Raw genomic sequence first — 24498 nt, 5'->3', positions numbered from 1 at the left:
AGTGACTAACAGGTGAGAGACGGCAGGGGTTCTTAAAAGGGTTTCGGAGATATCGATAAAACATCAAAGGCTCAGAACTCCGTGAAGAGCCTTCCAAGGCCCGGAATCCTCTCCATGACGTCCATCTGCCTCAAGGCAAGCCAGAGCGACGCCTGGTTGCTCGTGACGACCGGGACGCCGAGGTCCTCCTCGAGGGGCTCGATTATCTCGAACGTCCTCAGGTTGGTGCAGCTGATGAAGATCGCCTCTGCTTCGTCCATGAAGCTCGCCTTGGCGAGGCGGTAGGCTTCATGAGGTTCAAGCTTTCCGATTCTGGTGTTGTCCTCGATCCCGAGCCCGCGTATGTCTAACACGTTGAACTCGTTCGCCTCGAGGAACTCCCTCTCCCGTTGGTTTATCTCATCCGTGTAGGGTGTTACAACGAGTACATCCCTCGCGTCGAGTATCCTGAGGGCCTCGACGACGGCGGTGCTCGTGCTCACGACAGGAACGTTAACCTCTTCCTCGATCCTCGCCTCGAGTTCCTTCTCGTAGTCCTTTCCACCTATGAACGACCCGCTGGTGCACCCGTAGAGTATGAGCTCGACGCCCGCATCGCGGAGGAGCTTCGCCGCCTCGACCGCGAAGGTGTTCATCTTCACGAGCTCCTCCTCCGTGACGTTGCCGAGCGGAACCCTCGCGGTGTGGAGCGAGACCCCCTCCGGAAGAACCGAGTGAAGCTCCATCTCCATCGTGGTGTTGGAGGATGGAACTATGAGTCCGAGCCTGCCTCTCCATCCGTACATGTTTTCACCTCCTGGGGATTACTCCTGGATTCTCTTAAACCTTTGGTTTCGGAAAAGCTCATTAAGTGTCCCGAGGAATAACCCGCGGTGATAGCGTGGAACTGGACGACGCGATATTCGGGAGAACCTCGATCAGGTATTTCTCAGGGAGGGACGTTTCAGATGAGCAGGTGAAGTCACTGATTAACGCCGCGGTAAGGGCCCCAACCGCGAGCGGTCTGGAGAACTGGCTCTTCGTGGTTTTCAGGAGCGAGGAGGCCAGGGAAAAGCTGTATAACCTCATAGCAAAGGGCATGGAGGCCTACTACCGCGCCGTGAACCTGCCGGAGGAGAAGATAGCGAAGCTCGGGAAAAGAATATACGAGGAAGGCATGTTCAGGGCCCCGGTTTACATAGCCGTCTTCATCGACAGGCGCGTTAGGTTCCTTCCGGGGGAGGAATTTGACGAACTCGAATTCATATGGAGCGTCGAGAGCGCCGCCATGGCCATCCAGAACCTCATGCTCAGGGCTGTGGAGCTGGGGCTTGGGACGGTTTACATCGGCGTTACCAGCCTCCCCGGGATAGAGGGGGAAGTCAGGAAGCTGGCCGGGCTCGATGAGAACCACTACCTCGTCGGGGTCATCCCGGTGGGGTACCCGCGTGCCGAACCCCGTCCCAGAAAAAGGAGAAAGACCTTCGAAGAGGTCACCAGGTTCATCTAAACCTTTTTATCCTCTCTCTCCAACCCCAACCGGTGGAAGGATGATAGAGTTCGTGATACTCCTCGGCGTCATCGGCGGCTGGGTGATAGTGGCGTCGACGCTGTTCCTCATGCTGGCCCTGGGAAAGATGTGGGGCCTGGCCGGGGTGCTCCTCCTAATCCTGGCGATTCAGATTAACCACTGGCTCAAAGGGAAGTACATGCGCGCCATAGTGGATGCGACGCCAAGGGCGAAGGCCATAGCGGCCCACATATTCGAGATGAACGAGCTCATCCTCCTGTCGTCATACTTGATATCCGTGGTCCTCTACGTCGTCATCCAGAAGTACGTGGAGATAGTCATCAAGGTTCCGCACGTGATGGGGTGAGAGCATGAACGTTGTGGTGGTCAGGTACGGTGAGATAGGGACTAAGGCAAGACAGACGAGGAGATGGTTCGAGAACATCCTCATGAACAATATCCGCGAGGCCCTGGTGAGCGAGGGGGTGGGGTTTAAAAAGGTCGAGGCGAAGCACGGCAGGGTCCTGGTGAGGACGAACGAGCCGGAAAAGGCCGTTGAAACCCTCAAGAGGGTCTTCGGGATAGTTTCACTCTCCCCGGCCATGGAGGTCGACGCCAGCCTTGACAAGATAAACAAAATTGCCCTCAGGCTCTTCAGGAGGAAAAAGCGCGAATTGGGGATCGAAAGGCCGAGGTTCCGCGTCACTGCGAGGAGGATAACCAAGGAGTTCCCGCTCAAGAGCCCCGAAATCCAGGCGAAGGTCGGCGAGTACATCCTCGAGAACGAGGAGGGTGAGGTAGATCTGCACGACTACGATATAGAGGTGGGCGTTGAGCTCATGGAGGGAAAAGCCTACGTCTTCGTCGATAAAGTTCAGGGCTGGGGCGGTCTTCCGATAGGGACGCAGGGAAAGGTCGTCGCCTTACTCAGCGGCGGGATAGACTCGCCGGTTGCGGCCTTCCTCATGATGAAGCGCGGCGTCGAGGTCATCCCTGTTCACATCTACAACGGCGAGAAGACCCTTGAGAAGGTAAGGAAGATCTGGAACCAGCTGAAGAGGTACGGCTACGGTGGCAAGGCCGAGCTGATAGTGGTTAAACCGGGGGAGCGCGATAGGATCGTCCAGAAACTCAGGGAGATGAAGAAGGAGAAGTACACCTGCGTTCTCTGCAAGTACATGATGGTGAGGCACGCTGACAGAATAGCTAAGGAGTTCGGGGCCAAAGGGGTCGTCATGGGCGACTCCCTCGGTCAGGTGGCCTCGCAGACCCTCGAGAACATGTACATCGTCAGCCAGGCGACCGATCTGCCGGTTTACCGGCCCCTCATAGGGATGGACAAGGAGGAGATAGTGGCCATAGCCAAGAGGATAGGCACGTTCGAGCTCTCCATCCTTCCCGAGGACGAGATAGATTACATCCCGAAGCACCCCGTCATAAGGGGCTCCTGGGAGGAGTTCAGGAAGATCTATCGGGCGGTCTTCGGGGAGGAGCCAAAGCAAAGGGGATGCTAAGTTCACAAAGGGGGTGGTTCCATGGACCTCACGAGGCTGTCGGCTTACGTAAGCCTGTCCTTTCCAATTATCTTCATCCTGGGGCTGGCCATCGTCCTGAGCCGGAACCCGTGGTTCTCCTTCACGGAAAACGCCCTGAGCGACATGGGGTCGATAGGGAACCCGGTTAACCACTACTTCAACGGCTTCCTGATGATTTTGGCGATCCTGGGCTTCATCGCGGCGGTCGGCGCCCTCAGGAACGGTTTGAGTTACGCAATGCCCCTCGCGATGGTCTTTCTGTTCCTCGTGGGCGTTTTCCCCGAGGAGTACGCGCCCCACGGGCCGTCGGCGGTGCTCTTCTACGTTCTCGCACTGGCCGATATCGCGATCGTCGGTGTAAAACTGGGGGCCAGGGGTCTATCGGTGGGCTATCTCTGGTCCGTTCTGGCGGTCGTAACCTTCGCCCTGATGCTGTACCTTGTTAAAGCGAGGATCTTCAGGGGTCTGGCGATTCCGGAGCTCGTGGGGGCCGCCACGATAATGGCGTGGTTCGTCTACGTGGGCCTGCTCGAACTCCGTGGTTTCAAACCCTGAGTTCAGGAAACCTTCCTATATCATTTCCCGTTTTTTCAACCATAAGGGTCGTGGAAAGCTTGCAGGGTGGCGCACCGTATGGGGGCGATGGCGATAATCACCGGTGATTCCCCCGGTCAGGTGGTCTCACAGACCCTCGTAACCCGCCACATAATAAGCGCCGTGAGCGATTTACCAATCCTCGGGCCGGTCATTGGGCTGGACAAGGAGGAGATAGTGAGGATTGCAGGACATAGGGACGTTCGATATAAGCGTTGAGCTCGAGGAACGTGTCCCTTCGTGCCGGGGCACCCCGTGGTCAGGGGAGTTCGAGAGGATAAGGGAGAGGTTGCGGAGGAAGGCCTCCTTTGATTATACAATTTTGTCCATAACTGAACGTTTACGGAAGGCTTTTAAATGTGTCACCCAAGCAACTCCCGGTGATGGCAAATGAACGTGTTCAACAGCACCCTCGAGCTTTTCGAGATGTACAAACCCACCCCCCTGGTTAAGCTTTCGGCCGAGAGGGGGGATGTATTTTGCCAAGCTGGAGTTCTTTAACCCCTTCAGCAGGAGCATAAAGGACAGAACCGTTTTTAACATGCTCATGAACGCCCTGAAGCGTGGAGACATCAACGGCACGAAGCGGCTTTTTGAGGCAACTTCCGGCAACGTCGGGATCTCCATGGCGGCCCTGAGCAACGTCTTTGGAATCGGGTTTAGGGCGTACCTGCCGAAGCCCACGCCAAAGACCACGGAAGTTTTGCTTGGTGTCCTGGGTGCCGAGGTCGTCAGGACAGATTTTGAGACGATAGACCCCACAATGGTGAGCTATGTCGTGGAGGAGGCAAGAAAGGCGGGAGCCGTGAACCTGAACCAGTTTGAGAATGACGACAACTTCGAGGCCCACTATATGTACACGGCCAGGGAAATAGACGAGCAGCTTAAGAGCATTGGAAAGAAGCCCAAAGCAATAATAGCGGGAATAGGAACTTCGGGCCACATCGGAGGGCTGGCGAAGTACTTCAAAGAGCGCTACGACACTCAGATTATCGGTGTTGTCCCGGCAAAGGGCGAGAAGATACCGGGCATAAAGCGTCTTGAAACGAAGCCAAAGTGGTTCTTCCAGGTGGAGATTGATGAGGTGGTCGAGGTTACGAAGAAGGAAGCCATTGAGGGTGCAGTTAAAGTCGCACGCAGGGACGGGCTTCTTATAGGATTGAGCTCTGGGGCGGTTGTCAGGGCATTCGAGAAAGTCATGGACGGGCTCGGGGAGGGAACCCATGTCCTGATCTTCCCGGACGATGGGTTTAAATACGTGGAGGTCTTTGAGGGTTACCTGGGGATGGTATGAAACGGCTCAGGATCTCCCCTTTTCTCCTCTCCCTCAGCGGCTTCATGTTCCTCTACTACGCCTACTACCTGAGCTCTCCCGTTTATCTTACATTCGCCATCTTCAACATGGGGCTCGCCTACGGTGTTGGGATGGAGAACAAGACCGCCATCAAGGTCGCCCTGATATACGCGGCCATCACGTTCTTCTTCACCCTCCTGTTCCTGATGGCTGGCAACCTATTCGCCCTGGTTGAGGTTGTGGTAAGCTTCCTTATACTCCACGACATCATGGGCTACATCAGGGCCGTCGTGAAGGAGCAAGAGGAGGCCGAATCCGAAAAAGCGGGTGAGGAGTGAGTTGATCACTCGTCCCATCCATTCAAATCCTCAAATTCCAGGATCGGCTGTTAGGGACAAATTTGAAAAAGAAAGTCACTGAGACGCCTTCAGGATTATCCTCGCGTCAACGACGACCGCGCCCCTGCCCTTCTCGTAGACGAAGACCGGGTTGAGGTCCATCTCCTTTATGTACTCGTCGAGGTCGTCGACGAGCTCGCTGACCTTGAGGAGGAGGTCGACTATGGCGTCTATGTCGGCCGGCTCCTCGCCGCGCGCTCCCGCTAAAATCGGGTAGCTCTTTATCTCCCGTATCATCTTCCTGGCGTCACGTTCGGTTATCGGCACTATGCGGAAGGTGACGTCCTTGAGGACCTCAACGAAGATCCCGCCGAGGCCGAACATTATAGCGTGGCCGAACTGCGGGTCCTCGGTGACTCCTATGATGACCTCCCTTCCGACCCTGAGCATCGGCGCGATGAGAACGCCCAGGATCTCCGCATCGGGCCTGTACCTGCGCGCGTTCTCGTGGATGACCTCCCACTTCTCCTTCAGCTCCTCGGGGTTTTTAATGTTGAGGAGAACGACCTTGGCGTCGCTCTTGTGCAGGATCTGGGGCGACATGAGCTTCATCGCCACGGGGTAGCCTATCTCCTCCGCGTAGCGGAGCGCCTCATCGAGGGTCTTTGCGAGCTTCTCGTTTGGAACGGGAAGGCCGTAAGCCTTGAGAACCTGCTTCGCCTCGTACTCGACGAGGGCGGTCCTGCCTGAGGCCAGGACCTCCTCTATAACCTTAAGGGCTTCCTCTTTCATGATACCACCACCTAAAAGTTGGGGTGTCAGTCACCCCTCCTCAGGTACTCGGCGTACCTGACGAGACCGGCCATGGCGCGAACGCCCCTCTCGGGGGTTGGATAAACGGGAACGCCTTTAGCCTCGAGCATCTTCGCGTAGTAATCGGTCTTCTTGCCGCCCATTGCGACCGCTACTATCGGCTTGTCGCTCTTCTTTTGGTAATCGGCGAGGATATCGATTATCTTCTCCTCCTCGAGGAGCGGAACCTGGAAGAGGACGATGATGACTATCGCGTCGACGTTCGGGTCGTTCACGAAGCCCTCGAGGGCCACCCGGTAGCGTTCCGCGTCCGTGTCGCCGACGACGTCGGTCGGGTTTCCTGGAACCGCGTGCGGCGGGAACCTCTCCCTGAGGAATTTGAGCGTCTCCTCGCTGAGGTCGGCCATCCTCAGCCCGAACCTGGCCACGGCATCGCTGGCCATGACGCCAGCTCCACCGCCGTCGGTGATTATGCCGATTCTGTCGCCCTTTGGGAGCTTGTCCTTCAGCGCGGCGAAGGCCTTTGCCAGGTCGAACATGTGCTCGAAGTCCTCGGCGCGGATTATCCCGGTCTGCTTGAAGACCGCGTCGTAGATTGTGTCCGCACCCGCGAGCGAACCCGTGTGGCTCGACGCGGCCTTGGCGCCGTACTCCGTCCTTCCGCTCTTCAAAGCGATGACCGGCTTAACCCTGGTTATCCTTTTTGCGGCCTCCATGAACTTCCTTCCGTCGTTGACGCCCTCTATGTAGAAGGTGACGACGTTTATGCTATCGTCCTGGATGAAGTAGTCCATGAGGTCGGCGTCGTCGACGTCTATCTTGTTGCCGTAGCTGACCATCTTCCCTATACCTATCTCCGCCATGGCCGCCCAGTCGAGCATGGCCGCCGCAAAGGCTCCGCTCTGGCTGACGAAGGCTATGGGCCCGCTCTTTGGACGGTCCATCTTGCTCTCGGGCAGGAAGACCGTATCAACGCCCGTATCCGGAACGTAGACGCCAACGCAGTTGGGACCGATTACCCTTATCCCGTTCTCGCGGGCTATCCTGAGTATCTCCCGCTCCAGCTTCTTGCCCTCCTCACCGAGTTCACCGAAACCACCGGTGATTATCACGACGGACTTTATTCCCTTCTCCGCGATGTCCCTCATCGTGGCCGGCACGAAGGGCGCGGGAATCGATATCACCGCCAGATCGGTGTCATCGGGAAGCTCTTTAACGCTGTGATAGACTTTATAGCCCTCTATCTCGTCGAGTTTGGGGTTCACGGGGTAAACGTTGCCCTTGAAGATTCCCCTCTCTTTGTTCATCCTGAAGTTCTCGAAGATGACGTTTCCAACCTTGCCCTTCTTGTTGGTTGCGCCGATGATAGCCACCGCCTTAGGGTTGAAGAAGGGCCTCATCTCCTCGACTATACTCTTCCCCATTGTTATCCCTCCGCAGAAAGTGCTCTCGTAGAAACTTCAGCCCGGATGTATAAAAGGGTTGCGCTTTGTAAAAACTGGACGCCGCTGAACTTAAAAGTTCACCGGTGTAGCTTTCTCAAAAATTCGAGGCCCCTCCGGGCGGCTTCGATGTCGTTAACCTCGAGGGCCCACTTCACCTTCGGAAGTTTTGGGAGCACCTCCCCCCACGGAACCGTTCCCTCTCCGGGTGCCCCGTGTTCGTCCCGCTCCCCGTGGTTGTCGTGGAGGTGGACGTGAACTATCCTGCCCTTAAAAACCTCCAGGAACCTCCCGAAGTTTCCCGTTGTGGTGTTTAGATGGCCGACGTCGAAGGTTACGCCTATCCCAATCCCCTCCACCAGCTCCCGGAGCCTCTCGCAGGTCTGGGCGTCCAGGATCGGAAAGCTGGGCATGTTCTCGACACCCACTCTCACCCCGTACTCCTCGCTCCAGCGGGCCATCTTCCCCAGGGACTCCCGGTGGATCTCGAGGTATTTCTCCCTGTTCCTTACGCTATGGGGCGAGCAGTGGCCGGGGTGAACCGTGACGGGGTTCGCCCCAATCTTCGCCGCCAGCTCGAGGGTTTCCCGGATTATCTGAAGGGAGATCTCCCTTACCCTCTCGTTGAAGGAGGCCACGTTGAGGTCGCTGAAGGGGGCGTGAACCGTTAGTTCCATTTTGTACGAATCCACCACCTCACCAAAGAGTTTCGCGGTCTCCCGGGTCAAATAGTGGGGCCACTCGCTCACCACCTCCACGAAGTCGAATCCCGCTCCCTTGACTTCTTCAACCCACCGCTCGAAGTTCCCGAGGTCTTTTCTGCGGTAGGCCGTCATGGAGAGGCCCAGCATCTCAACCCACCATCATCTTCGCTATCAAGACAACGTAGATGGTTCCGAATATGTCGCTGTTGTTCGAGATGAGGGGGATGGCAACGCTGTCCGGGTCGATGTTCCACCTGAAGAGGAAGTAGGATATCGTGTAGGAGTAGAGCATTATGAAGAGCGCCATGAAAGGGTAGCTGAGGATTAGTGGATACGACAACCCTATCTTTAGGCCCGAAACCAGGTAGACCACCGCGACACCGAAGAGGTTTATCAGGACGCCCACTATGGGGGCCGTCAGGAAGAGCGATGCCATCTCCGTGAAGGGGTTCCTCGAGAAGTACCCTTCAATCTCACCGAGGTGGAGCGCCGTCGAGGTCTTGGCCGCCATTATCGAGCCGTAGTTTCCGAAGGAGCTCAGGACCGAGGGGTAAGCGAACCCGAGGAGTACCGAGGCGCTTATCAGCCCGCTGAAGCGCTGGAGGGTGAAGCCGGATACCAGCGAGAGGAGGGCCAGGCCCGTCACCGTGGTGAATAAATCCTTGAATTGCAGAACCTCTGACGTTCTAACCCTCGAAACGGAGATCAGGAAGACGAACAGTGAGATAATGGCCGCGTTTCCGGCCCAGAACATGCCCCTTGACCTCTCCAGCAGGAGAATGAACGACACGAGAAAAGGAACCGTCAGAAGGTCCCCCATGGAGGCCACGAGGGGGGCGGCCATGCTGTCGGGGTCAACCTCCCTCCGGAAGGCGAATATCGTCACGAAACCCGTGAAGTAACCGAGGATGAGGGAGACGAGGATCGTTGAGCCAATGACTATGAGGAGTATCTCGGGGGCATGGTACTTTATCCCGCTCACAATTCCGATGGCCCAGAGGATCGTCACGGGGATGAGGGAGAGCATCATGGCGATGACTATGTGCTTCAGGACCTTCTTCTCCCTCAGGGAGGGCTCGAGGTCACCGAGGTAGAGCATCGTGGAGAAGCGGGAGGCCATCGAACCGAAGACGTTCCCGCGGAGGCCCATCATGCCCGGCAGAATCACGAGGAGACCGGGGTAATCCCTTCTTATCATGTCGAGGTACTTACCCAGAAAGGTGCCGCCGAAGAAGCCGATGACCAGGGAGGTTATCAGGGACGGCAGTGAGACCCTGTAGGCGTGTTTCACCCGCTCCTTGAACCCCTGAACCGTCACCGCCATCACTCTCCATGCGTTTCACCCCGGGGATGTTCGTCAGGGTGGTATTAAACCTTTCGAGCAAAAGTTAAATAAGATTTCCCTACCATCTCTCCCCGGTGAGAGTCGGGTGGAAGAGTGGGACGAAATAGAGGTTCCCAGGAACGTTAAGGACATCTTCGTTGAGATGAAGAACACCGCCGAACTGATGGTTGACCTGGCCTACTCCTCGCTGCTCTTCAACGAGGAGGAGATGGCGGAGGAGGTTCTGGAGCTGGAAGAGTACCTCGACCTGCTGAACTACCACCTCATGGTCCACGCGGTTCTGGCGGCCAGAAGTCCGAGGGAGGCGGAGCAGATAACGTCCATCCTCCACATGGCCCACGCTATAGACGACATGTCCAACGCCGCGGCCGACCTCGCCAAGATGGTTCTCGAGGGGGTCCAACTCCACCCCGTCATCACGGAGGCAATACTGGGGAGCGAGGAGATAATAGGCAAGATATACGTCTCCGCCGACTCAATACTCGTGGGCAGGACCCTGGAGGAGCTCGACCTCGCCACCAACACCGGCGTCTGGATAGTGGCCGTCAGGCGGGGCAAGCGCTGGATATTCAACCCCGACGGGGACTTCAAGATATTCCCCGGGGACGTTCTCATTGGAAGGGGCACGGACACCTCTATAAACTACCTCAAGGAGATAGCGAGGGGCAACATCAAGGTGATGGGCGATGGACGAGCTTGAGGAGATAAGGAACTGCCTCATAGAGATGAAGGACCTCTCTTCCCTCATGGTCGACCTGGCCTTCTCCTCGGTCATGTACAACAGCGAGGACATAGCCGAGGAGGTTTACATCCTTGAGGAGCGCATGGACGACCTGACGCTCAAGGTCAAGAAGCTGGCCCTCCGGCTCGCCAAGAAGGAGGAGGATCCGCTGAAGCTCCTCAGCGTCATAGACATGGCCGAGATAAACGAGCAGATAAGCGACGCCGCCTACAAGATATCCGACCTCGTGCTGAGGGACGTCGAGCCCCACCCGATAATCCGGAGGATAATGGAGGACACGGAGGAGGAACTCGGGAGGGTGACGGTTCACCCCGGCTCCGTCCTTCACGGCAAAACCCTCGCCCAGCTCAAGCTCCCGAGCAAGATCGGGACGAGGATACTGGCGATAAAGCGCGGGAAGAGGTACATCTACAACCCCGGCAAGGACGACAGGATAATGGAGGGCGACGTTCTGATAGCGGTCGGCTCCGACCTCGACAGGCTGAGGGAACTCGCGGGCGAGGAAGTGGAAGAGGAGGAGTGATCACGGGTTCTTGGAGTTTCCCTTTATATCCCCGTCCGTCACCAGGCCCTTCGCGTATGGGCAGAGCTCCCTCAGCGGGCAGGAGTCGCACCTCGGGCTTATCGGTCTGCATATCGTCTTCCCGTGGTCCACCATCGCGTGGTTCACGTATATCCACTTGTCCCTCGGGATCAGCTCCATAAGGTACTCCTCGACCCTCTCGGGTTGAACCCTCGGCGGGGCCAGTCCGAGGCGCTTGCTTATCCTGTTCACGTGGGTGTCAACCGGGATCGCCTGCCTCCCGAAGCCGTAGGCCAGGACTATGTTGGCGCACTTCCTACCGATGCCCGGCAGTTTCATGAGCTCGCTTATATCGTCGGGGACCTTTCCCCCGTACCTCTCGAGGATCATCTTGGAGGCTTTGACTATCCACTCGCCCTTGGTCTTCCAGAGGCCGACCCCCCTCTTCCTGAGGAACTCACGCATCTCATCCACGGGCGTTTCCGCTATTCTCCTCATGTCCCCGTACCTCTCGAAGAGCTCCCTCCAGACCCTGTAGGTTACCTCGTCCCTCATCCTCTGCGAGATTATGCAGTGCACCAGCGTTCTGTACGGATCTCCTATGAGGAGTCTCTCCCTCGGGTAGGTCTCCATCAGAATTTCGACGATTCTCTCCGCGCGTTTCCTCTTCTCCTCCCAGCTCTCCTCAAAGGGGAACCCCTCAAGGCTTAACGATCCTGATCTTCCCTTCCCCATGGATTATCACCACTGCATCTTTGGAAACCCTAACTCCGTTAAGGTCCTCGAACTCATCGCTATAAATCTTTTGCCCGTTCCGGTTCAAAATCAGAACCTTTCTATCGAGCACGATGACGAAGCCCATATCGAAGGGAACCACGTCCCTAACCGGCTCATCGAACTCGAAGTCTATGACCTCCATGCTTCCGGTCGAGAACTCTATCTTCGTGCCCTTTTTGACTTTTAGGGGCGACGGCTCGGCGAGAATAACCCTGAAGCGAAGGGGCCTTCCGAGGAGGTCGATCTCGATTTCCTGACCGGTTTCGACTTCCCTTCCGATGAGCTTGCTCCTCACCACCTCGTCGAAGTCCGCCGGTAGTTCGGCCTCGAAGAGGGGCCTGAGAATAAGCCTCATTCCACCACCCCATGACCTTCGTGGGCAAGGTTTATAAGGATAACATATCGAACGATATATCGGTGAAAGAAATGGAGCGTCCAAGCTTCAGGGGTTACATGAAGGTTCTCGTGCTCGAGCTCCTCCACGAGCCGAAGCACGGCTACGGCATAATGGAGGAACTGGAGAAGAGGTACGGGGTAAAACTCAGCGCCGGAACGATCTATCCCCTCCTTGCCTCCCTGAGGAGGAGCGGCCTCATCGAGATAGCGGAAAAGGGCAGGAAGGAGAAGAAGACGTACATCATCACCGAAAAAGGGGAGAGGTACCTCGAGGAGCACTCGGAGGAGCTTGAGGAGGCTAAACGCAGGATGAGGGCCTACAGGATTTTCCTCGAGCTCGGCGGGGATGAGCTCAAGTCCGCCTTTAAGGAGCTCTTCGAGTCGATAGATGAACTGAGCGGGGAGCAGAGAGAGAAGATTAGGGGCCTGTTCAGGGACTGCGCCAGGGAGCTACGCCTGATTCTCCTCGGGGGTGAGTGAGATGGAGGCTATAGAGGTCGAGAACCTCGTTAAGAAGTACGGCGATTTCGAGGCCGTTAGGGGCGTATCCTTCAGCGTTAAGAAGGGGGAGATATTCGCCTTCCTCGGGCCCAACGGGGCCGGGAAGACCACGACCGTCCACGTCCTCACGACCCTCCTAAAGCCGACCGCGGGTAAGGCCGTCGTTGCGGGTCACGACGTCGTTGAGGAGCCCATGGCGGTGAGGAGGAAGATAGGGATAGTCTTTCAGGACCCGAGCGTCGACCGGGAGCTCACCGCCTACGAGAACATGCTCATCCACGGCAGGATATACGGGTTGAGCGGAAACGAACTGAGGGAGAAGATAGAGCGTCTGCTAAGGTTCGTGGAGCTCTGGGAGTTCAGGGACAGGCAGGTGAAGTTCTTCTCGGGCGGGATGCAGAGGCGGCTCGAGATAGCCAGATCGCTCCTCCACGAGCCCGAGGTGCTCTTCCTCGACGAGCCGACGATAGGCCTCGACCCCCAGACGAGGGCCCACATATGGGACTACATCCGGGCCATGAAGGAGGAGCACAACATGACGATATTCCTCACCACCCACTACATGGACGAGGCCGAGGGGCTCGCCGACAGGATAGCGATAATCGACCACGGCAGGATAATAGCGGAGGGCACGGCCGAGGAGCTGAAGAGGCTCGTTGGGAACGAGGTCGTCTACCTGAAGCTCGAGGGCAGGGAAGAGCTCAGATGCCTCAAGGGGGATTTCATCAGGGGATGCAAGGTGCTCCCGGACGGGCGGGTTAGGTTCGACGTGGAGAACGCCGCCGAAGCACTGCCGAGGCTCTTCGAGCTCGCAAGCGGGAGTGGGGTGAGGATCCTCGAGGTGACCTACCACCGGCCGACGCTGAACGACGTCTTCCTCCACCTGACTGGCAGGGAGATCAGGGAGGATGGAGGAGAGCAGAACGTGATGAGGATGATAATGAGGTCGAGGAGGAGGTGATACCATGAAAGTTTTCCTCACGATGATATACCGCGAGCTGAAGCGCTTTTCCCGCTCCCGCTCGAGGGTCGCGGGCACTTTAATCAACCCGCTGATCTGGCTCATCTTCTTCGGAAAGGGCTGGGGCGGGGTCTTCAACAACCCCTTCGCGTCACGGTTGTTCGGGGGCGTTGACTACATGACCTACCTCGTGCCCGGCGTGGTAGCCATGACGGTCTTCACCATGAGCTTCATGCAGGGGATAACCCTGATATGGGACAAGCAGTTCGGCTTCCTGAAGGAGATCTTAGTCGCCCCCGCCAGCAGGGTAGAGGCCATACTCGGCAGGATCACGGGGGGAGCGCTAATGGCCATGATACAGGGCGTCATCATACTCGCGCTCAGTTTCCTCCTGGCGGACCTCAAAGTGGCGGGGGTCATCCCCGTGCTCGGGCTGAGCTTCCTCGTAGGGGTCGCGATAGCGGCAATGGGCGTCGCGATAGCGCTCAGGATGACGAGCATGGAGGGCTTCCAGATGGTGGTGACCATGCTGATGCTCCCCATGACCTTCCTCAGCGGCGCCTTCTACCCCGTGAAGACGATGCCCAACTGGATGCAGTGGCTGGCCGAGGTGAACCCGCTAACCTACGCCGTGGACGCCTCGCGCCACTACCTGGCCGGGGTCGAGCCCACCTTCGGACTCGCAACGGACTGGCTGGTGCTCGCGGGTCTGGCCGCGCTCTTCGCAGGAATCGCGGCCCTGGAGTTCAGGAAGGCGACGATAGACTGAGGGGTGATAAAGGTGAGGAAGAAATCCCTGACGATGCTTTGCGTGGCCCTCGCGGGCTCCCTCTTTATCCCCGCCGTCTTTTTTAACCGCCCGATCTTCGCCCTCGCCGGGGCTTTCTTCGACTGGTTGCCCCTGCCAACGGGCTGGATGAAGGCGGGACGGGAGATAGACAGAACCTTCCTGATGCTCCACGTGGCGGTAACGTTCCTGGCCTACGCGATATTCGTGGCCTGGCTCATCGCGGGAACCGCAACCCTCGGCTTCGCCTTCCTCGAGGTATGGTGGGTCGCGGTGGTCTTCGGGGTGATGATGGGTTACTGATCCTTAATCCCTCCCATCCTGCTCCTGAACCGTTCGTAGCTTATCCTGAACGCCTCGAGGACCGGAAGCTTTTCCCCTGCGAAGAAGCTCAGCATGGCCCCACCACCCGTGGAGACGTGGCTTATCCCCTTTATGTTGTGCTGGTAGATGCTCGCTATGGAATGACCCCCGCCGACCACGCTGAACGCGGAACTCTCCCCGATGGCCCTGAAGACACCGACCGTTCCGAGGGCGAACTCCTCCCTCTCGAAGACTCCCATCGGCCCGTTGGCGACGATTACCTTTGCCTTCATGAGGATACCGCGGTACTTCTCCACTGTTCTTGAACCGATGTCGAGGATGGGAAGACGGTCGAGGAGCCACTTCCCCCCGCTCAGGAGGCCGATCTCGACACGCTCTCCTTTGTAATCGACGGCGAAGTCCACCGGCGTTTTCACGCGGGGATAGAACCCGTCAAGTATCCTCTCTGCCCGGTCCACCAGTTTCAGGAGACCTTTTCGCTCCATGAACTCAAGGTTGGCGTCCCCGATGTGGAAGCCCTTGGCGAGGGTGAAGAGCTGCCCTACCAGGCCGCCCGTAAGCACAAAGTCCGCCCTCCCGCTCCTCAGGACGTTCTCCGCAACCCGGAGGGAATCGCCGACCTTCGCGCCGCCGAGGACGTAGACCCTGGGCCCCTCCTCGGTGTCGTAGGCCCTCGAGAGGGCCTCGATCTCCGCCTCCATCAGAAAACCCGGTATCATGGGTTTGAGCCTCGCGAAGCCCACCAGCGACGGCTGACTCCTGTGGGCGGCCGCGAAGGCGTCGTTCACGACGTAATCGATTAGCGGCGCCAGCTTCCTCACGAAGAACGTCCTCTCGCAGTCCTCCATGGGCCGATACTCCACTTCCTCGGCCGAGAACCTGAGGTTCTCCAGCATAAGAACCTCTCCGGGCTTCAGCGATTTTATCCTCTCGCGGGCGCACCTCCCGAATATATCCTCCACGTACTCGACGTCCCGGCCCAGAAGTCCGCTCAGAACCCCAGCGTGCTCCTCTGTGGTTACGTAATCTCCCCTGTAGGGCTTGCTCTGGTGGGTTCCCACAACGACCTTCGCCCCGTTTTCCAGAAGGTATTCAACGGTTGGTAGAACCGCCCTGAACCTCGCGTCGCTCAGTATCCTGCCATCCCTGACGGGTGAGTTGAGGTCAACCCTCAGGAACACCGTCTTCCCATGATAATCGAAATCGGTGAGCCTGAACATTCAATCACCACGCGAATGTTAAAGTTACCCCATTAAAAACTTGTTTTGAACACTTGGAGTGATAACCAACTCCCGGGGGAAAGAGATTTATAAAATGAGGAGCCAAAGATATTTTTGTACCGGATTTCAACCTCATAGGTGAGGATGATGCCGTGGAGCAAGGATACAATAATGCGCGCACCCAAGGACGTTCTCCTTGAAAACATAATCGAGTTGCTCAGGAGGATGGGCTTCAGGGATTACGAGAGGGTTTCGAGCGGGAAGGAATGGGGGATAGACATCGTCGCCATAAGGGACGACCCCATCGCGGGAATGGAGAAGCTCGTTATAGCTCTTCACCGCAAAGGACTGGCCTCATCACGCGACGTTAACGTCTTCGCGGACCTCGTGAGCAGGTACAAGGCCGATAAGGGGATACTCATATCAACCGCGGGCTTTACCAAGGACGCCAGGGTGCTCATCTCGAAGGAGTACAGGGGAAAGATAGTCCCCTGGGATGGTAAGAAACTTGTCTCCCTCTTCCACAACTATGGGATTGAGCCCCCAGAGGAGCTTCTCAATATCCCGGAAAACACAGAGGAATCCAGGGAGAAAAATCCCCTGAAAGAATTTGAGCTCGATGCCCCACTGCTCTATGATTTCTCGGCCCAGGACGTCTTCGAGAGGGTTGCCAATTTTGCATCTCTCAAGTATCCGATTAAGCCCGCTGAGATGAGCATTCAAACGCTGTCCGTAGCGCTTTCAACCGCCTACATCTTTTCCTGGTCCGTGGGGGAGTCAGACGAGCGGGACAGGGCCGTGGTGTTCTCGGATGATGAGATAGTCCTGCGTGCGACCGAAGACAAGAAGCTCGGTGTCGCCGTGACCAAGGCCATGCTCAACGATTCGTCGTCAATACGGGCAACCGAGAGGAACATCGAGGTTCCGATAAGTCCGAGCGAGGCGGTGTTGTTGCTCAAGGAGCGGGCCGCCAGGGAACTTGGTGTAGCGGAGGGAAAAATATCCATAAACGAACGAAAGAAGGTCTACGTTCCAAAGTTCGCGAAGCTCCACCTCAAGGTGGGAGATAACACGGCGAAGGCCACAGTTAACCTGGAAACCGGCGAGGTTCAGTTCGATATAAATCCCCTGCCGGATGAGCACTTCATCAGAAAAACCGAGGGGGCAGTGCTAAAGCAGACGGGGGAGGAAGTGGTTGAGAGGGAGCTACGGAGGGAGAAGGATAGGGTAAAGGTGTCCGGTAAAACCCTGAGGTTCTCCTTTGAGGCTTCGTTCAACCCCTACACAGGGAAGATACTTAACTTTGAGGCCCTTCTGAGCGATGAGGCGTTGAAGGAGCTGTTTGAGAAGGAGTATCCCGAAGGAACCGTCCTGAACCTGGAAAAGGGCAGGAAAGTGGCCGTTGCGGACGTCCTCCTTGGCGACGGGATAGCGGTCGTCGAGGTCGACATGACGAAGGGCACGTATAAGGTGGCTAAAAAGCTTCTCTCTCCCGAAGGGGTCTTCAACAGCGGACGGAAAGTTATGGAGGCCAACTTCCCGCTCAGAGACCTTACGATGAAGTCCTACAGGGTGCTCGAACACAAGTACCTTGAGCTGACCCTCGAAAGCCCCGACGGAAAGGCGATCGTGAAGATGGACGGTGCCACGGGGGACGTTCTCGATTACCTCGTTGAGATAAGCCAAGAACGGGCAAGGGAGCTCGTGGCGGAGAAGTATCCGGGTTTTGAGATAATTTCCGTGGAGGAGAACGAGACGGAGTACAGGGTGAATGCGGGGAGCGACAGACACCTGATAACCGTGAGGTTGAGCAGGGACGGGAAGCTGATGGAGGAGGTTGACCGCGTTCTCAAGGAGGGGCTGGTGAAAAAGATGGCCATGGAACGTGCCAGGGATATAGACGAAGAAGCAAGGATAGATTCGATCTCCCTGGACGAAAACTGGAACGTTGAGTTCACAGGAAAGACCAAGGTGGGAACCCTGGTTCTCCACAGGGCGACGGGGGAGGTCCTCAAGGAGGACGTGCACTTCACGGAGAGGGCCATCGAGGAAATGTACCACGGACACCTGAGGAAGACCTTTGGCGAGGAAACCCTGAAAACCGAGAGGCTCACCCACTACAAGGAGGGGGGATACATACACATCAAGGTCGCCGGAAGGGAAAAGCTCTATTACGCGAGGATAGACACAAAAACCGGGGAGATAATCAGCGAGGACTCCGCACCCATAAGGGGAATAACGGCAAAGCTGAAGCAGTTCCAGCTCGAGAACAAGTACAAGTGATCAGGCCATGAGCATGTTCTCTATCATCTTTATGGCCTCGACTATCTTCCTCTCGGGTTTGTCCTCGTTCTTCGGGATCTCCAGGTTGATGACGAGTTTCTCCTCCTTGCCCTCCTCGAAGTCGTAGACCTCGAGTTCCTCGACCTCGACGTCCTCGAATATGCTCTCTATCTCGGGGCTGATTATCTTCCTGTCGTTGCCGTAGACCTCAACGCGCACGAGATCCTCGGTGGTCGAGGCTATCACCATCACCTCGTAGGCCCCTATGTTCTTGGTGAACCTGAGGACGCTTCCGTAGCCCTCCACCTCCTCCTTGAAGCCAAGCTGCTGCATGGTGCTCCTTATCGCCTCGGTCTTGCTCTTTATCCGGTTCAGTATCCTCTCGCGGAGCCTGTAGCTCTCCTCAAGGGCCCTCCGTATTCCCTCACCCGCGTCCTGGATGGTGCCCTCCCAGATGCCGATAACCTTTATACCTGAGGAGGTGGGTTTGAGCTCGATCTTGATTGAGTCAGTATCGAAGTCTCGCAGGTCGTCTATCTTAAGCTCGCCAAGGGTGAGGATATCGAATTCCATCCTCACGATGTTACCGAAGGCCTTGCCCTTGAACTTCACCTTCATCACCATGGGGGGCTTATGGGGATGGCTTAAAAACTCTTCCCTCCCGGGGATGGGTCAGAAAAAACGAGGTAGGATATAAAAAGGAGGGAAAGATTCACTTCCTCCTCCTGAGGAGGAGCGGAACGAGGGCGAGTCCAACGAGGGCCGCCGGACCGCAGGTGCTCCCACCGGATTTCTGGGTGGTGCTCTCCGATGGGCTGCTCGTCTTGGTCGCTCCCCCGACGGTGTATGCCGCCTCACCCTTGTTTCCGTAGAAGTCGGTCGCGATGACCTTTATGGTGAAGCTGGTCGCGTTAACGCCGGGGATCTCCGTGAAGTAGGTGGCCGAGACTTCGGCGGGCTTCATTGAGAACGCCGGGTACTCGGCTACGACCTTGCCGTCGCTTATTATCTGCACCTTCACGTCCCTGATCCCGACGTTGTCGCCGGCGGTGATGTAGACCTTGAAGGGCCTGCCCGCCCGGGGTTTGCTCGGCATTAGGTATCCCACGCTAACCTTTGGTGCCTGCGTATCGGTGCCTTTAACAACCGTTACCTGGCTTACCCCTGTTGGGACGGTGACGTTGAGGAGCAGGTAGTCTGTTCCGCCGATCTCCCTCTCCCCGAGGACCTTGTAGGTTACGTTGGTGTGCTCCGGGTCGACCTTGGCCCCGGCGGGTATCTCAAGGACGAAGGGCCCGCTCACCGTCTTGCCAAGCTCGTTGACGAACTTGACCGCGCTTCCCTCCGTTCCGACCTGCCTGTACACGATGAACTTCTGTGGAACCGGGAGGGAGTCTATGCCCTCGTGGAGGACGTTGCCGGCGAGCGGGAACTCCACGCTTCCATCCTCATGGACGTATATGACCTGGGAGCCGTACCAGCTCGGAACGGTGTACCCCTTCTTCTTGTCCGCCTCGCTCGGTGGGTTGCTGGTCTTGTCCGGGGCACCGGTTGTGGTGAGGGTGTAGAACCAGTGCTCGTGACCCTCCTTGTCGATGTAGAGAACCGGCTTGTCCTTGTGGATGTGCCCGGCGAGGATGAGGGGAATGTTGTACTTCTCCACCATCTGGAGGAAGGTTCTGGCTATCTCGTCGTACTGTCCCTTGTTGCCCTCCCAGTACCAGCTCACGAACTTGGTCATCTCCTTCCAGTCGTTGTCATCGAAGGCCGTGTAACCTTTTATCGTCCCGCCCCACTTGCCATCCTGTGTGCTGTACCAGAAGGGGTGGTGGACGAGGACTATAACGGTCTTACCTGGATGGTCCTTCAGAACCCCCTCCATCCACTGGAGCTGCTCCATGGTTGGATGCGCCTCATCGCCGCGGCTGTCCAGTCCTATGATGAGGAAGTTCCCTATGACCTCGTAGAAGTATCTGGGGCCTATGTACTTGCTGTAATATGTCGGCGGATCATCGTGGTTGCCCTTGACGCTTATAACCGGCACGCCGGCAGCGGTGGCGTGCGTCATGCCCCTATCGAACATCATGTACCCCTGGCTGTCCCCGCTGGTGTCGACGTCATCGCCGGTGCTTATTATCAGGTTCACAACGTTCTCGCCGCTTCCGACCATGGCGTAGTACGTCATGAAGCTGTCCTGGGCCGTGTAGCTGTGCATCGCGTAGGGGTGCTTGCAGTATTTGAGTATCTCGGGGATGCTCTTCTGGAAGTAGTCCCCGCAGACGAAACCCATCTTAGAACCGCTCGTGACGTGGAGGTCACTGCCATGGGCTATCCTGAGAACCGTGGGAGCACTTTTCATCACCCACACTCCGTTGGGGATGGTCACTTCACCTTTGTTGCTCTTAACAACGAGGAAGTAATCGTCAGGCACCGCGTCTTCGGGTATCCTGGCCTTAACAACGCCGTTCTCCGTACCCAGGATCTTAAGATCGTACGGTCCGTGGAGTATCGAGACTATCTGAAGTCCCTGGATCGTAACGCCCTCCGCAGGGTGTATCTCTATGACGTCGCCGGGCATTCCTATGGCCGGCACCCCCGGGAGGGGCTGGATCAGAATTTCACCGGGGCTGGATGGAGTCGCTCCCCAGACCGTGGTGGCTGGAATCGCCGCCAGGGCAAAAAGGGCTATCAACAGGGATATTATTTTCCTGCCGAACATGGCATCACCGGAGAACCGTGGTAAAAGGGGGTTATAAGTTTTCCTTCACCGGACATTTTTGGGGCTCTCACCAAGGCCGGCCTTCGCCATCTTCACCATCCTATCCGCGACCTTCGAGCGGCCCCCAAAGCGTTTGTACATGCGGTAGTTCGAGATGACCTCGTCGTAGAGCCTCTCCACGACCTCCTCCTTTCCACCCTCAACGGCCGGGAGGAGTCTCGTAAGATGGACGGCCATCTCGATGAGGTGGAAGTCGGCCCTGCTGAGGGGCCTCGGTGGCAGGTTCCCCTCGATGAACCCCTTTGGTTCCAGGGAGCATTCCAGTATCTTTGTCTTCCCGATTTCGTCCACGTATTCCTTCTCCCGGGATTTAACCTCGCCGTACACCCCTGGAAGACCCCTGATCCAGCGGTACCTCCCATCCCCTCCGAATTCGAGGTGGGTTTCAAAGTTCAGGGCGAGTTTTACGAGGAGTTCGGCATCGTTGGTTATCTGAATTGACGCGTACGGATACTCCCCCAGTTCTCCCGCGCTCCTTCCCCCGAAGAGCCTGAACGAGAGGACCCTACCGGCCCTCACGACGCCGACGGGGGCCACGTTTGAGCGGGTGATCAGGAGAACCTCGTAAACCTGGCCCTCGTTGAAGAACTCCAGGATCCCCATGTCATCACCGAATGTGGATAAGAAAAGGGGTTTAAAGTTGCTGCTTCGGAAGGACTATGATATCGTCCCTGTCCACGTGAAACGTCACGGGCTGCGTGGGCTTTAATCCCACGACCTCCCTGTCGCTGATGGTCCTGGCTATGATCCTCGTCTCCCCGAAGAGGCCAACGACCTCGACGAAGAAACCGTAGTACTCTACGAGGTCTACCGTTCCGGTTAGGGAAACGGTGTTCTCGGCCGGCTTGAGCTTTATCCTCTCGGGTCTGATGACTATGACGACGTCGTCGCTCTCGCCCGTGTAGTGAAGGCCATCCAGTTTCATCCCCTCGAACTCAACGGAAACGCGGTCGCCGTCCCTCTCCACGACCCTGGCGGGGATGACGTTTGTCTTGCCCATGAAGCTGGCCACGAACTCCGTTCTCGGGCTCTCGTAGATCTCCTTCGGTGTTCCGACCTGCTCGACGGTTCCGACGTTCATCACGGCTATCCTGTCGCTTATGGCCATGGCCTCCTCCTGGTCGTGGGTGACGTAGATGACGGTGATCCCGAGCTCGCGCTGGATCCTCCTTATCTCCGAGCGCATCTCGAGGCGGAGCTTGGCGTCGAGGTTGCTCAAGGGCTCGTCGAGGAGAAGAACCTTGGGCTCCACAACGAGAGCGCGGGCTATGGCGACACGCTGCTGCTGGCCACCCGAGAGCTGGGTCGGGTAGCGGTTCTCAAAGCCCCTCAGCTTGACGAGCTCGAGGGCCCACTCCACCTTCTTCTTTATCTCCTCCCTGGGCAGTTTCCTGAGTCTGAGGCCGTAGGCGACGTTGTCGAAGACGGTCATGTGCGGCCAGAGGGCGTAGTTCTGGAATACGAGTACCGCTCCGCGCTTGCTGGAGGGGAGGTACGTGACCTCCTCGTCGCCGAAGTAGATGGTCCCGCTGTCCGGGAAGTCGAGACCCGCGATTATCCTGAGCGTCGTTGACTTTCCGCAACCGCTCGGTCCGAGCAGTGTGAAGAGCTCCCCCTCCCTTATGTGAAGGTTTATACCCTTAAGGGCGACGGTTTCCCCGAAGGTTTTGACGATGTTCTCAAGTCTGACCTCAACCATTCCAACCACCTCATGTGAGACCTATGAAGGAGTACCTCTGCTTGGTTATCACGTTGGCAAGGACTATGGCTATGATCTGCACGGTCATGAGGAAGACGCCAAGCGCGGCCGCTAAGTTAGCACTTCCGACGGCGCTCGTCATCAGCTCGACCATCCTGGCGGTTATTGGGTAGTAGTCGGGGTTTATAGAACCGAGGGTGATGCCTACGCTTGTCTCGCTCATACAGTAGACGAAGCTGAGCATTGCCCCACCAAGGAGGTTGAGCAGTATCAGGGGTATCAGTATGCCCGTCAGGGCCTTCCACCTGCTCGCTCCGAGGTTCAGAGCGGCTTCCTCAAGCGATACGTGGACCTGCTGGATTCCCGCGGATATTGAGCGCGCCGCGAAGGGCAGACGCCTTATTGAGTACGCCAGCACCAGAACCATGGCCGGGTTAAAGCCGAGCAGGTTGGTGGGATCGAGGGGCGTGTCCGGGAACACCTTGGCGAAGAAGAAGAAGTAGCTCATGGCGATGACTATTCCGGGAACCGCTATGGGTATCGTGGCGAGACTGTCGAGGACGGGGCCGAGCTTGCTCTTCTTGAACCTGCTGGAAGCGTAGGAGGCAGTGAGCGACAGGAGGATGATGACTGCTATGGCTATGGTGGAGTAGGTGACGCTGTTGAGTATGACCCTCTCGATGTCGGGCTGGGTCACTATGCTCTTTATGTGGGCGGTCGTGAAGCCGGAGGGCCACGTGCCGGCCCAGCTCCTGCTGAAGGCGAGGAGAACAACTCCAATCTGCGGGAAGATCGAGATGAGGAGCATCGGAAGAACGACGAGGTATATGAGAACCGCCTGCCACCGCTTGGGTTTGGCAACGCGGGGCTTCCACCGTCCACCTTTGCTTAGCATGGCGTACTGTCTCATGCTCACGTACTTCCTGATGCCGAGGAACATCAGGAGGGCTATGGTCAGCATTACGAGGGCGAGGGCGGCTAACTGTGGGCTCCCCACGTTGAAGCCGCTGGTGAAGGCGCTGTAGATCTGGAAGGACATGAGCTTCCTGGCGAGGGGGTTGCCCTGAAAGACTATCGGCGCGGCGAGGTCCTCGAGGCTGAATATTCCGACGAGGGTAGCCCCGGCCGCTATTCCTGGGAGGGCGAGCGGGAAGGTTACCGTCCTGAAGAGGTGGACCCCACCGCTCCCGAGGTTCTCGGCCTGCTCCTCGAGGGTCGGGTCTATGTTGATGAAGCTGGCGTAGGCGTTGAGGTAGACTATCGGGTAGTAGGTCATCGTCTGGGCCACTATGACGCCCACGAGACCATCGATAACTATCCTATGCGGGAACACGTGAAGGATGTCGTAGAAGATCCAGTTGATGAGCCCGTTCGGAAGGAACATCTTCTTGACCACGAAGACGTTAACGAAGGGCGTGACGAGGAGGGGAACGAAGAGGAGGATCCTGACGATGTTCTTTCCGGGGAAGTTGTAGCGGGCCATGACGAAGGCGAAGACCGTCCCCAGAATCGTCGTCAGTATCATGACGCTGATGGAGACTATTATTGAATTCAGGATGACCCCAAAGTCCAGGCCCTGAACGTAGTAGATCTTCTCGCCGTTACCCATTGTTATTAGCTGCGAGAACGTTCCCTGGGGGTGGAGGCTGAAGTAGTAATCAGATTTCAGGCTTGCGAACCAGTGCAGGGAAAGGTGTCCGTTGTACTCGAAGGCTATGGCCAACATCGCGAGGACGGGGATTATCAGGAAGGTCACCATGTACAGAAGGGGTATCAGGAATGAAGCGGTTACCACGGGATCGAAAATTGGGGTTCCAAAGAGATTCTCGCTCCATTTGCTAACCTTCATGGATTACCAACCTCCTTCTCATTATGTGACACTCCTCGCTTCTCGCATGGTCTAAGGGGAGGCCTATTTAAACGTTTCCAAAACCGCTTGTGCTTTTTACGTT

General features: G+C 57.1%; 27 protein-coding genes. 14 read left to right on the top strand and 13 right to left on the bottom strand.

The window, feature by feature from the left end; genetic code table 11:
- Positions 1-71 precede the first annotated feature (71 nt).
- Positions 72-785 (bottom strand): maleate cis-trans isomerase family protein, encoded by a 714-nt coding sequence (locus A3L02_RS03745; protein WP_088862690.1) that lies wholly within the window; start codon positions 783-785, stop codon positions 72-74.
- 95 nt (positions 786-880) lie between these two features.
- Between A3L02_RS03745 and A3L02_RS03740 the strand changes: the two genes are divergently transcribed.
- The 7 genes from A3L02_RS03740 to A3L02_RS03710 all read left to right on the top strand — a co-directional run bounded on the left by A3L02_RS03740 (position 881) and on the right by A3L02_RS03710 (position 5250).
- Complete coding sequence (locus A3L02_RS03740) at positions 881-1489, top strand: nitroreductase family protein (RefSeq protein WP_088862689.1); 609 nt, start codon at positions 881-883, stop codon at positions 1487-1489.
- Between the two features lie 40 nt (positions 1490-1529).
- The gene (locus tag A3L02_RS03735) at positions 1530-1856 is read left to right on the top strand and encodes a hypothetical protein (protein ID WP_088862688.1); all 327 of its coding nucleotides are present in this window, start codon (positions 1530-1532) and stop codon (positions 1854-1856) included.
- A 4-nt stretch (positions 1857-1860) separates the two neighbouring features.
- Entirely contained in the window at positions 1861-3003 is a 1143-nt protein-coding gene (gene thiI / locus A3L02_RS03730) for a tRNA uracil 4-sulfurtransferase ThiI (protein WP_088862687.1), read from the top strand.
- Between the two features lie 21 nt (positions 3004-3024).
- Entirely contained in the window at positions 3025-3579 is a 555-nt protein-coding gene (locus tag A3L02_RS03725; RefSeq protein WP_088862686.1) for a DUF998 domain-containing protein, read from the top strand.
- A 78-nt stretch (positions 3580-3657) separates the two neighbouring features.
- Positions 3658-3837, top strand: a complete 180-nt coding sequence (locus A3L02_RS10400; RefSeq protein ID WP_237268635.1) for an adenine nucleotide alpha hydrolase family protein — start codon at positions 3658-3660, stop codon at positions 3835-3837.
- Between the two features lie 253 nt (positions 3838-4090).
- Positions 4091-4912, top strand: coding sequence for a cysteine synthase family protein (locus tag A3L02_RS03715; protein WP_088862685.1), 822 nt, complete (start codon positions 4091-4093; stop codon positions 4910-4912).
- Complete coding sequence (locus A3L02_RS03710) at positions 4909-5250, top strand: hypothetical protein (RefSeq protein WP_088862684.1); 342 nt, start codon at positions 4909-4911, stop codon at positions 5248-5250. The genes A3L02_RS03715 and A3L02_RS03710 overlap by 4 nt, the downstream gene beginning before the upstream one ends.
- 75 nt (positions 5251-5325) lie before the next feature.
- On the opposite strand, the gene A3L02_RS03705 is transcribed toward A3L02_RS03710, so the two are convergent.
- The 4 genes from A3L02_RS03705 to A3L02_RS03690 form a co-directional block, all read right to left on the bottom strand.
- Complete coding sequence (locus A3L02_RS03705) at positions 5326-6042, bottom strand: acetate--CoA ligase family protein (protein ID WP_088862683.1); 717 nt, start codon at positions 6040-6042, stop codon at positions 5326-5328.
- A 26-nt stretch (positions 6043-6068) separates the two neighbouring features.
- Complete coding sequence (locus tag A3L02_RS03700) at positions 6069-7487, bottom strand: acetate--CoA ligase family protein (protein ID WP_088862682.1); 1419 nt, start codon at positions 7485-7487, stop codon at positions 6069-6071.
- A 98-nt stretch (positions 7488-7585) separates the two neighbouring features.
- Positions 7586-8356, bottom strand: coding sequence for a sugar phosphate isomerase/epimerase family protein (locus A3L02_RS03695; protein WP_088862681.1), 771 nt, complete (start codon positions 8354-8356; stop codon positions 7586-7588).
- 1 nt (position 8357) lies between these two features.
- A complete protein-coding gene (locus A3L02_RS03690; RefSeq protein ID WP_088862680.1) occupies positions 8358-9533 on the bottom strand; it encodes a magnesium transporter in 1176 nt (391 codons plus the stop codon).
- 106 nt (positions 9534-9639) lie between these two features.
- Here A3L02_RS03690 and A3L02_RS03685 point away from each other — a divergent pair, with 106 nt between their 5' ends.
- Together A3L02_RS03685 and A3L02_RS03680 are read left to right on the top strand one after the other, a co-directional pair.
- Positions 9640-10254 carry a potassium channel family protein gene (locus A3L02_RS03685; protein ID WP_088862679.1) on the top strand — a complete coding sequence of 205 codons (615 nt, stop codon included), beginning with the start codon at positions 9640-9642 and terminating at the stop codon, positions 10252-10254.
- Positions 10241-10819, top strand: a complete 579-nt coding sequence (locus A3L02_RS03680) for a potassium channel family protein (RefSeq protein ID WP_088862678.1) — start codon at positions 10241-10243, stop codon at positions 10817-10819. Before A3L02_RS03685 ends, A3L02_RS03680 begins: the two co-directional genes overlap by 14 nt.
- On the opposite strand, the gene A3L02_RS03675 is transcribed toward A3L02_RS03680, so the two are convergent.
- Both A3L02_RS03675 and A3L02_RS03670 read right to left on the bottom strand, forming a co-directional pair.
- Positions 10820-11554 (bottom strand): endonuclease III domain-containing protein, encoded by a 735-nt coding sequence (locus A3L02_RS03675; protein WP_088862677.1) that lies wholly within the window; start codon positions 11552-11554, stop codon positions 10820-10822.
- On the bottom strand, positions 11520-11951 hold the full coding sequence (locus tag A3L02_RS03670; RefSeq protein ID WP_088862676.1) for a DUF6849 domain-containing protein: 432 nt from the start codon (positions 11949-11951) through the stop codon (positions 11520-11522). Before A3L02_RS03670 ends, A3L02_RS03675 begins: the two co-directional genes overlap by 35 nt.
- 71 nt (positions 11952-12022) lie before the next feature.
- On the opposite strand from A3L02_RS03670, the gene A3L02_RS03665 reads away from it, so the two are divergent.
- Genes A3L02_RS03665 through A3L02_RS03650 form a run of 4 tightly spaced genes read left to right on the top strand, consistent with a single transcriptional unit; the run spans position 12023 to position 14544 of the window.
- Entirely contained in the window at positions 12023-12472 is a 450-nt protein-coding gene (locus tag A3L02_RS03665) for a PadR family transcriptional regulator (RefSeq protein ID WP_088862675.1), read from the top strand.
- 1 nt (position 12473) lies between these two features.
- Positions 12474-13454 (top strand): ATP-binding cassette domain-containing protein, encoded by a 981-nt coding sequence (locus A3L02_RS03660; RefSeq protein WP_088862674.1) that lies wholly within the window; start codon positions 12474-12476, stop codon positions 13452-13454.
- 4 nt (positions 13455-13458) lie between these two features.
- Positions 13459-14223 (top strand): ABC transporter permease, encoded by a 765-nt coding sequence (locus tag A3L02_RS03655; RefSeq protein ID WP_088862673.1) that lies wholly within the window; start codon positions 13459-13461, stop codon positions 14221-14223.
- Positions 14224-14235: 12 nt separating this feature from the next.
- Entirely contained in the window at positions 14236-14544 is a 309-nt protein-coding gene (locus A3L02_RS03650; protein ID WP_088862672.1) for a hypothetical protein, read from the top strand.
- Here the strand turns inward: A3L02_RS03650 and A3L02_RS03645 are convergent.
- Positions 14538-15785 (bottom strand): phosphoglycerate kinase, encoded by a 1248-nt coding sequence (locus tag A3L02_RS03645; protein ID WP_088862671.1) that lies wholly within the window; start codon positions 15783-15785, stop codon positions 14538-14540. The two genes, A3L02_RS03650 and A3L02_RS03645, sit on opposite strands and share 7 nt — an antisense overlap.
- A 144-nt stretch (positions 15786-15929) precedes the next feature.
- Here A3L02_RS03645 and A3L02_RS03640 point away from each other — a divergent pair, with 144 nt between their 5' ends.
- Positions 15930-18068, top strand: a complete 2139-nt coding sequence (locus tag A3L02_RS03640; protein WP_335755138.1) for a restriction endonuclease — start codon at positions 15930-15932, stop codon at positions 18066-18068.
- Here the strand turns inward: A3L02_RS03640 and A3L02_RS03635 are convergent, their stop codons facing one another.
- The 5 genes from A3L02_RS03635 to A3L02_RS03615 form a co-directional block, all read right to left on the bottom strand.
- The gene (locus A3L02_RS03635) at positions 18069-18692 is read right to left on the bottom strand and encodes a hypothetical protein (RefSeq protein WP_088862669.1); all 624 of its coding nucleotides are present in this window, start codon (positions 18690-18692) and stop codon (positions 18069-18071) included.
- 88 nt (positions 18693-18780) lie between these two features.
- A complete protein-coding gene (locus A3L02_RS03630) occupies positions 18781-20787 on the bottom strand; it encodes a metallophosphoesterase (RefSeq protein WP_088862668.1) in 2007 nt (668 codons plus the stop codon).
- A gap of 45 nt (positions 20788-20832) precedes the next feature.
- On the bottom strand, positions 20833-21450 hold the full coding sequence (locus A3L02_RS03625) for a DUF447 domain-containing protein (protein ID WP_088862667.1): 618 nt from the start codon (positions 21448-21450) through the stop codon (positions 20833-20835).
- A 31-nt stretch (positions 21451-21481) separates the two neighbouring features.
- Complete coding sequence (locus tag A3L02_RS03620) at positions 21482-22546, bottom strand: ABC transporter ATP-binding protein (RefSeq protein WP_088862666.1); 1065 nt, start codon at positions 22544-22546, stop codon at positions 21482-21484.
- A gap of 10 nt (positions 22547-22556) precedes the next feature.
- A complete protein-coding gene (locus A3L02_RS03615) occupies positions 22557-24395 on the bottom strand; it encodes an ABC transporter permease (RefSeq protein WP_088862665.1) in 1839 nt (612 codons plus the stop codon).
- Between the last annotated feature and the right edge of the window lie 103 nt (positions 24396-24498).

The sequence above is a fragment of the Thermococcus celer Vu 13 = JCM 8558 genome (genome assembly GCF_002214365.1).
Classification (GTDB): domain Archaea; phylum Methanobacteriota_B; class Thermococci; order Thermococcales; family Thermococcaceae; genus Thermococcus; species Thermococcus celer.
This window is presented reverse-complemented; position numbering and strand designations above follow the sequence as displayed.

Excerpts from the sequence above, each read along its gene's own strand:
- A3L02_RS03625 (WP_088862667.1), bottom strand. The coding sequence starts at position 21,450 with ATGGGGATCCTGGAGTTCTTCAACGAGGGCCAGGTTTACGAGGTTCTC.
- A3L02_RS03635 (WP_088862669.1), bottom strand. The coding sequence starts at position 18,692 with ATGGTGATGAAGGTGAAGTTCAAGGGCAAGGCCTTCGGTAACATCGTG.
- A3L02_RS03700 (WP_088862682.1), bottom strand. The coding sequence starts at position 7,487 with ATGGGGAAGAGTATAGTCGAGGAGATGAGGCCCTTCTTCAACCCTAAG.
- A3L02_RS03710 (WP_088862684.1), top strand. The coding sequence starts at position 4,909 with ATGAAACGGCTCAGGATCTCCCCTTTTCTCCTCTCCCTCAGCGGCTTC.
- thiI (WP_088862687.1), top strand. The coding sequence starts at position 1,861 with ATGAACGTTGTGGTGGTCAGGTACGGTGAGATAGGGACTAAGGCAAGA.
- A3L02_RS03725 (WP_088862686.1), top strand. The coding sequence starts at position 3,025 with ATGGACCTCACGAGGCTGTCGGCTTACGTAAGCCTGTCCTTTCCAATT.
- A3L02_RS03665 (WP_088862675.1), top strand. The coding sequence starts at position 12,023 with ATGGAGCGTCCAAGCTTCAGGGGTTACATGAAGGTTCTCGTGCTCGAG.
- A3L02_RS03645 (WP_088862671.1), bottom strand. The coding sequence starts at position 15,785 with ATGTTCAGGCTCACCGATTTCGATTATCATGGGAAGACGGTGTTCCTG.
- A3L02_RS03620 (WP_088862666.1), bottom strand. The coding sequence starts at position 22,546 with ATGGTTGAGGTCAGACTTGAGAACATCGTCAAAACCTTCGGGGAAACC.
- A3L02_RS03745 (WP_088862690.1), bottom strand. The coding sequence starts at position 785 with ATGTACGGATGGAGAGGCAGGCTCGGACTCATAGTTCCATCCTCCAAC.
- A3L02_RS03705 (WP_088862683.1), bottom strand. The coding sequence starts at position 6,042 with ATGAAAGAGGAAGCCCTTAAGGTTATAGAGGAGGTCCTGGCCTCAGGC.
- A3L02_RS03615 (WP_088862665.1), bottom strand. The coding sequence starts at position 24,395 with ATGAAGGTTAGCAAATGGAGCGAGAATCTCTTTGGAACCCCAATTTTC.
- A3L02_RS03735 (WP_088862688.1), top strand. The coding sequence starts at position 1,530 with ATGATAGAGTTCGTGATACTCCTCGGCGTCATCGGCGGCTGGGTGATA.
- A3L02_RS03660 (WP_088862674.1), top strand. The coding sequence starts at position 12,474 with ATGGAGGCTATAGAGGTCGAGAACCTCGTTAAGAAGTACGGCGATTTC.
- A3L02_RS03715 (WP_088862685.1), top strand. The coding sequence starts at position 4,091 with ATGTATTTTGCCAAGCTGGAGTTCTTTAACCCCTTCAGCAGGAGCATA.
- A3L02_RS03690 (WP_088862680.1), bottom strand. The coding sequence starts at position 9,533 with ATGGCGGTGACGGTTCAGGGGTTCAAGGAGCGGGTGAAACACGCCTAC.
- A3L02_RS03630 (WP_088862668.1), bottom strand. The coding sequence starts at position 20,787 with ATGTTCGGCAGGAAAATAATATCCCTGTTGATAGCCCTTTTTGCCCTG.
- A3L02_RS03695 (WP_088862681.1), bottom strand. The coding sequence starts at position 8,356 with ATGCTGGGCCTCTCCATGACGGCCTACCGCAGAAAAGACCTCGGGAAC.
- A3L02_RS03680 (WP_088862678.1), top strand. The coding sequence starts at position 10,241 with ATGGACGAGCTTGAGGAGATAAGGAACTGCCTCATAGAGATGAAGGAC.
- A3L02_RS03675 (WP_088862677.1), bottom strand. The coding sequence starts at position 11,554 with ATGGGGAAGGGAAGATCAGGATCGTTAAGCCTTGAGGGGTTCCCCTTT.
- A3L02_RS03640 (WP_335755138.1), top strand. The coding sequence starts at position 15,930 with ATGATGCCGTGGAGCAAGGATACAATAATGCGCGCACCCAAGGACGTT.
- A3L02_RS03655 (WP_088862673.1), top strand. The coding sequence starts at position 13,459 with ATGAAAGTTTTCCTCACGATGATATACCGCGAGCTGAAGCGCTTTTCC.
- A3L02_RS10400 (WP_237268635.1), top strand. The coding sequence starts at position 3,658 with ATGGGGGCGATGGCGATAATCACCGGTGATTCCCCCGGTCAGGTGGTC.
- A3L02_RS03670 (WP_088862676.1), bottom strand. The coding sequence starts at position 11,951 with ATGAGGCTTATTCTCAGGCCCCTCTTCGAGGCCGAACTACCGGCGGAC.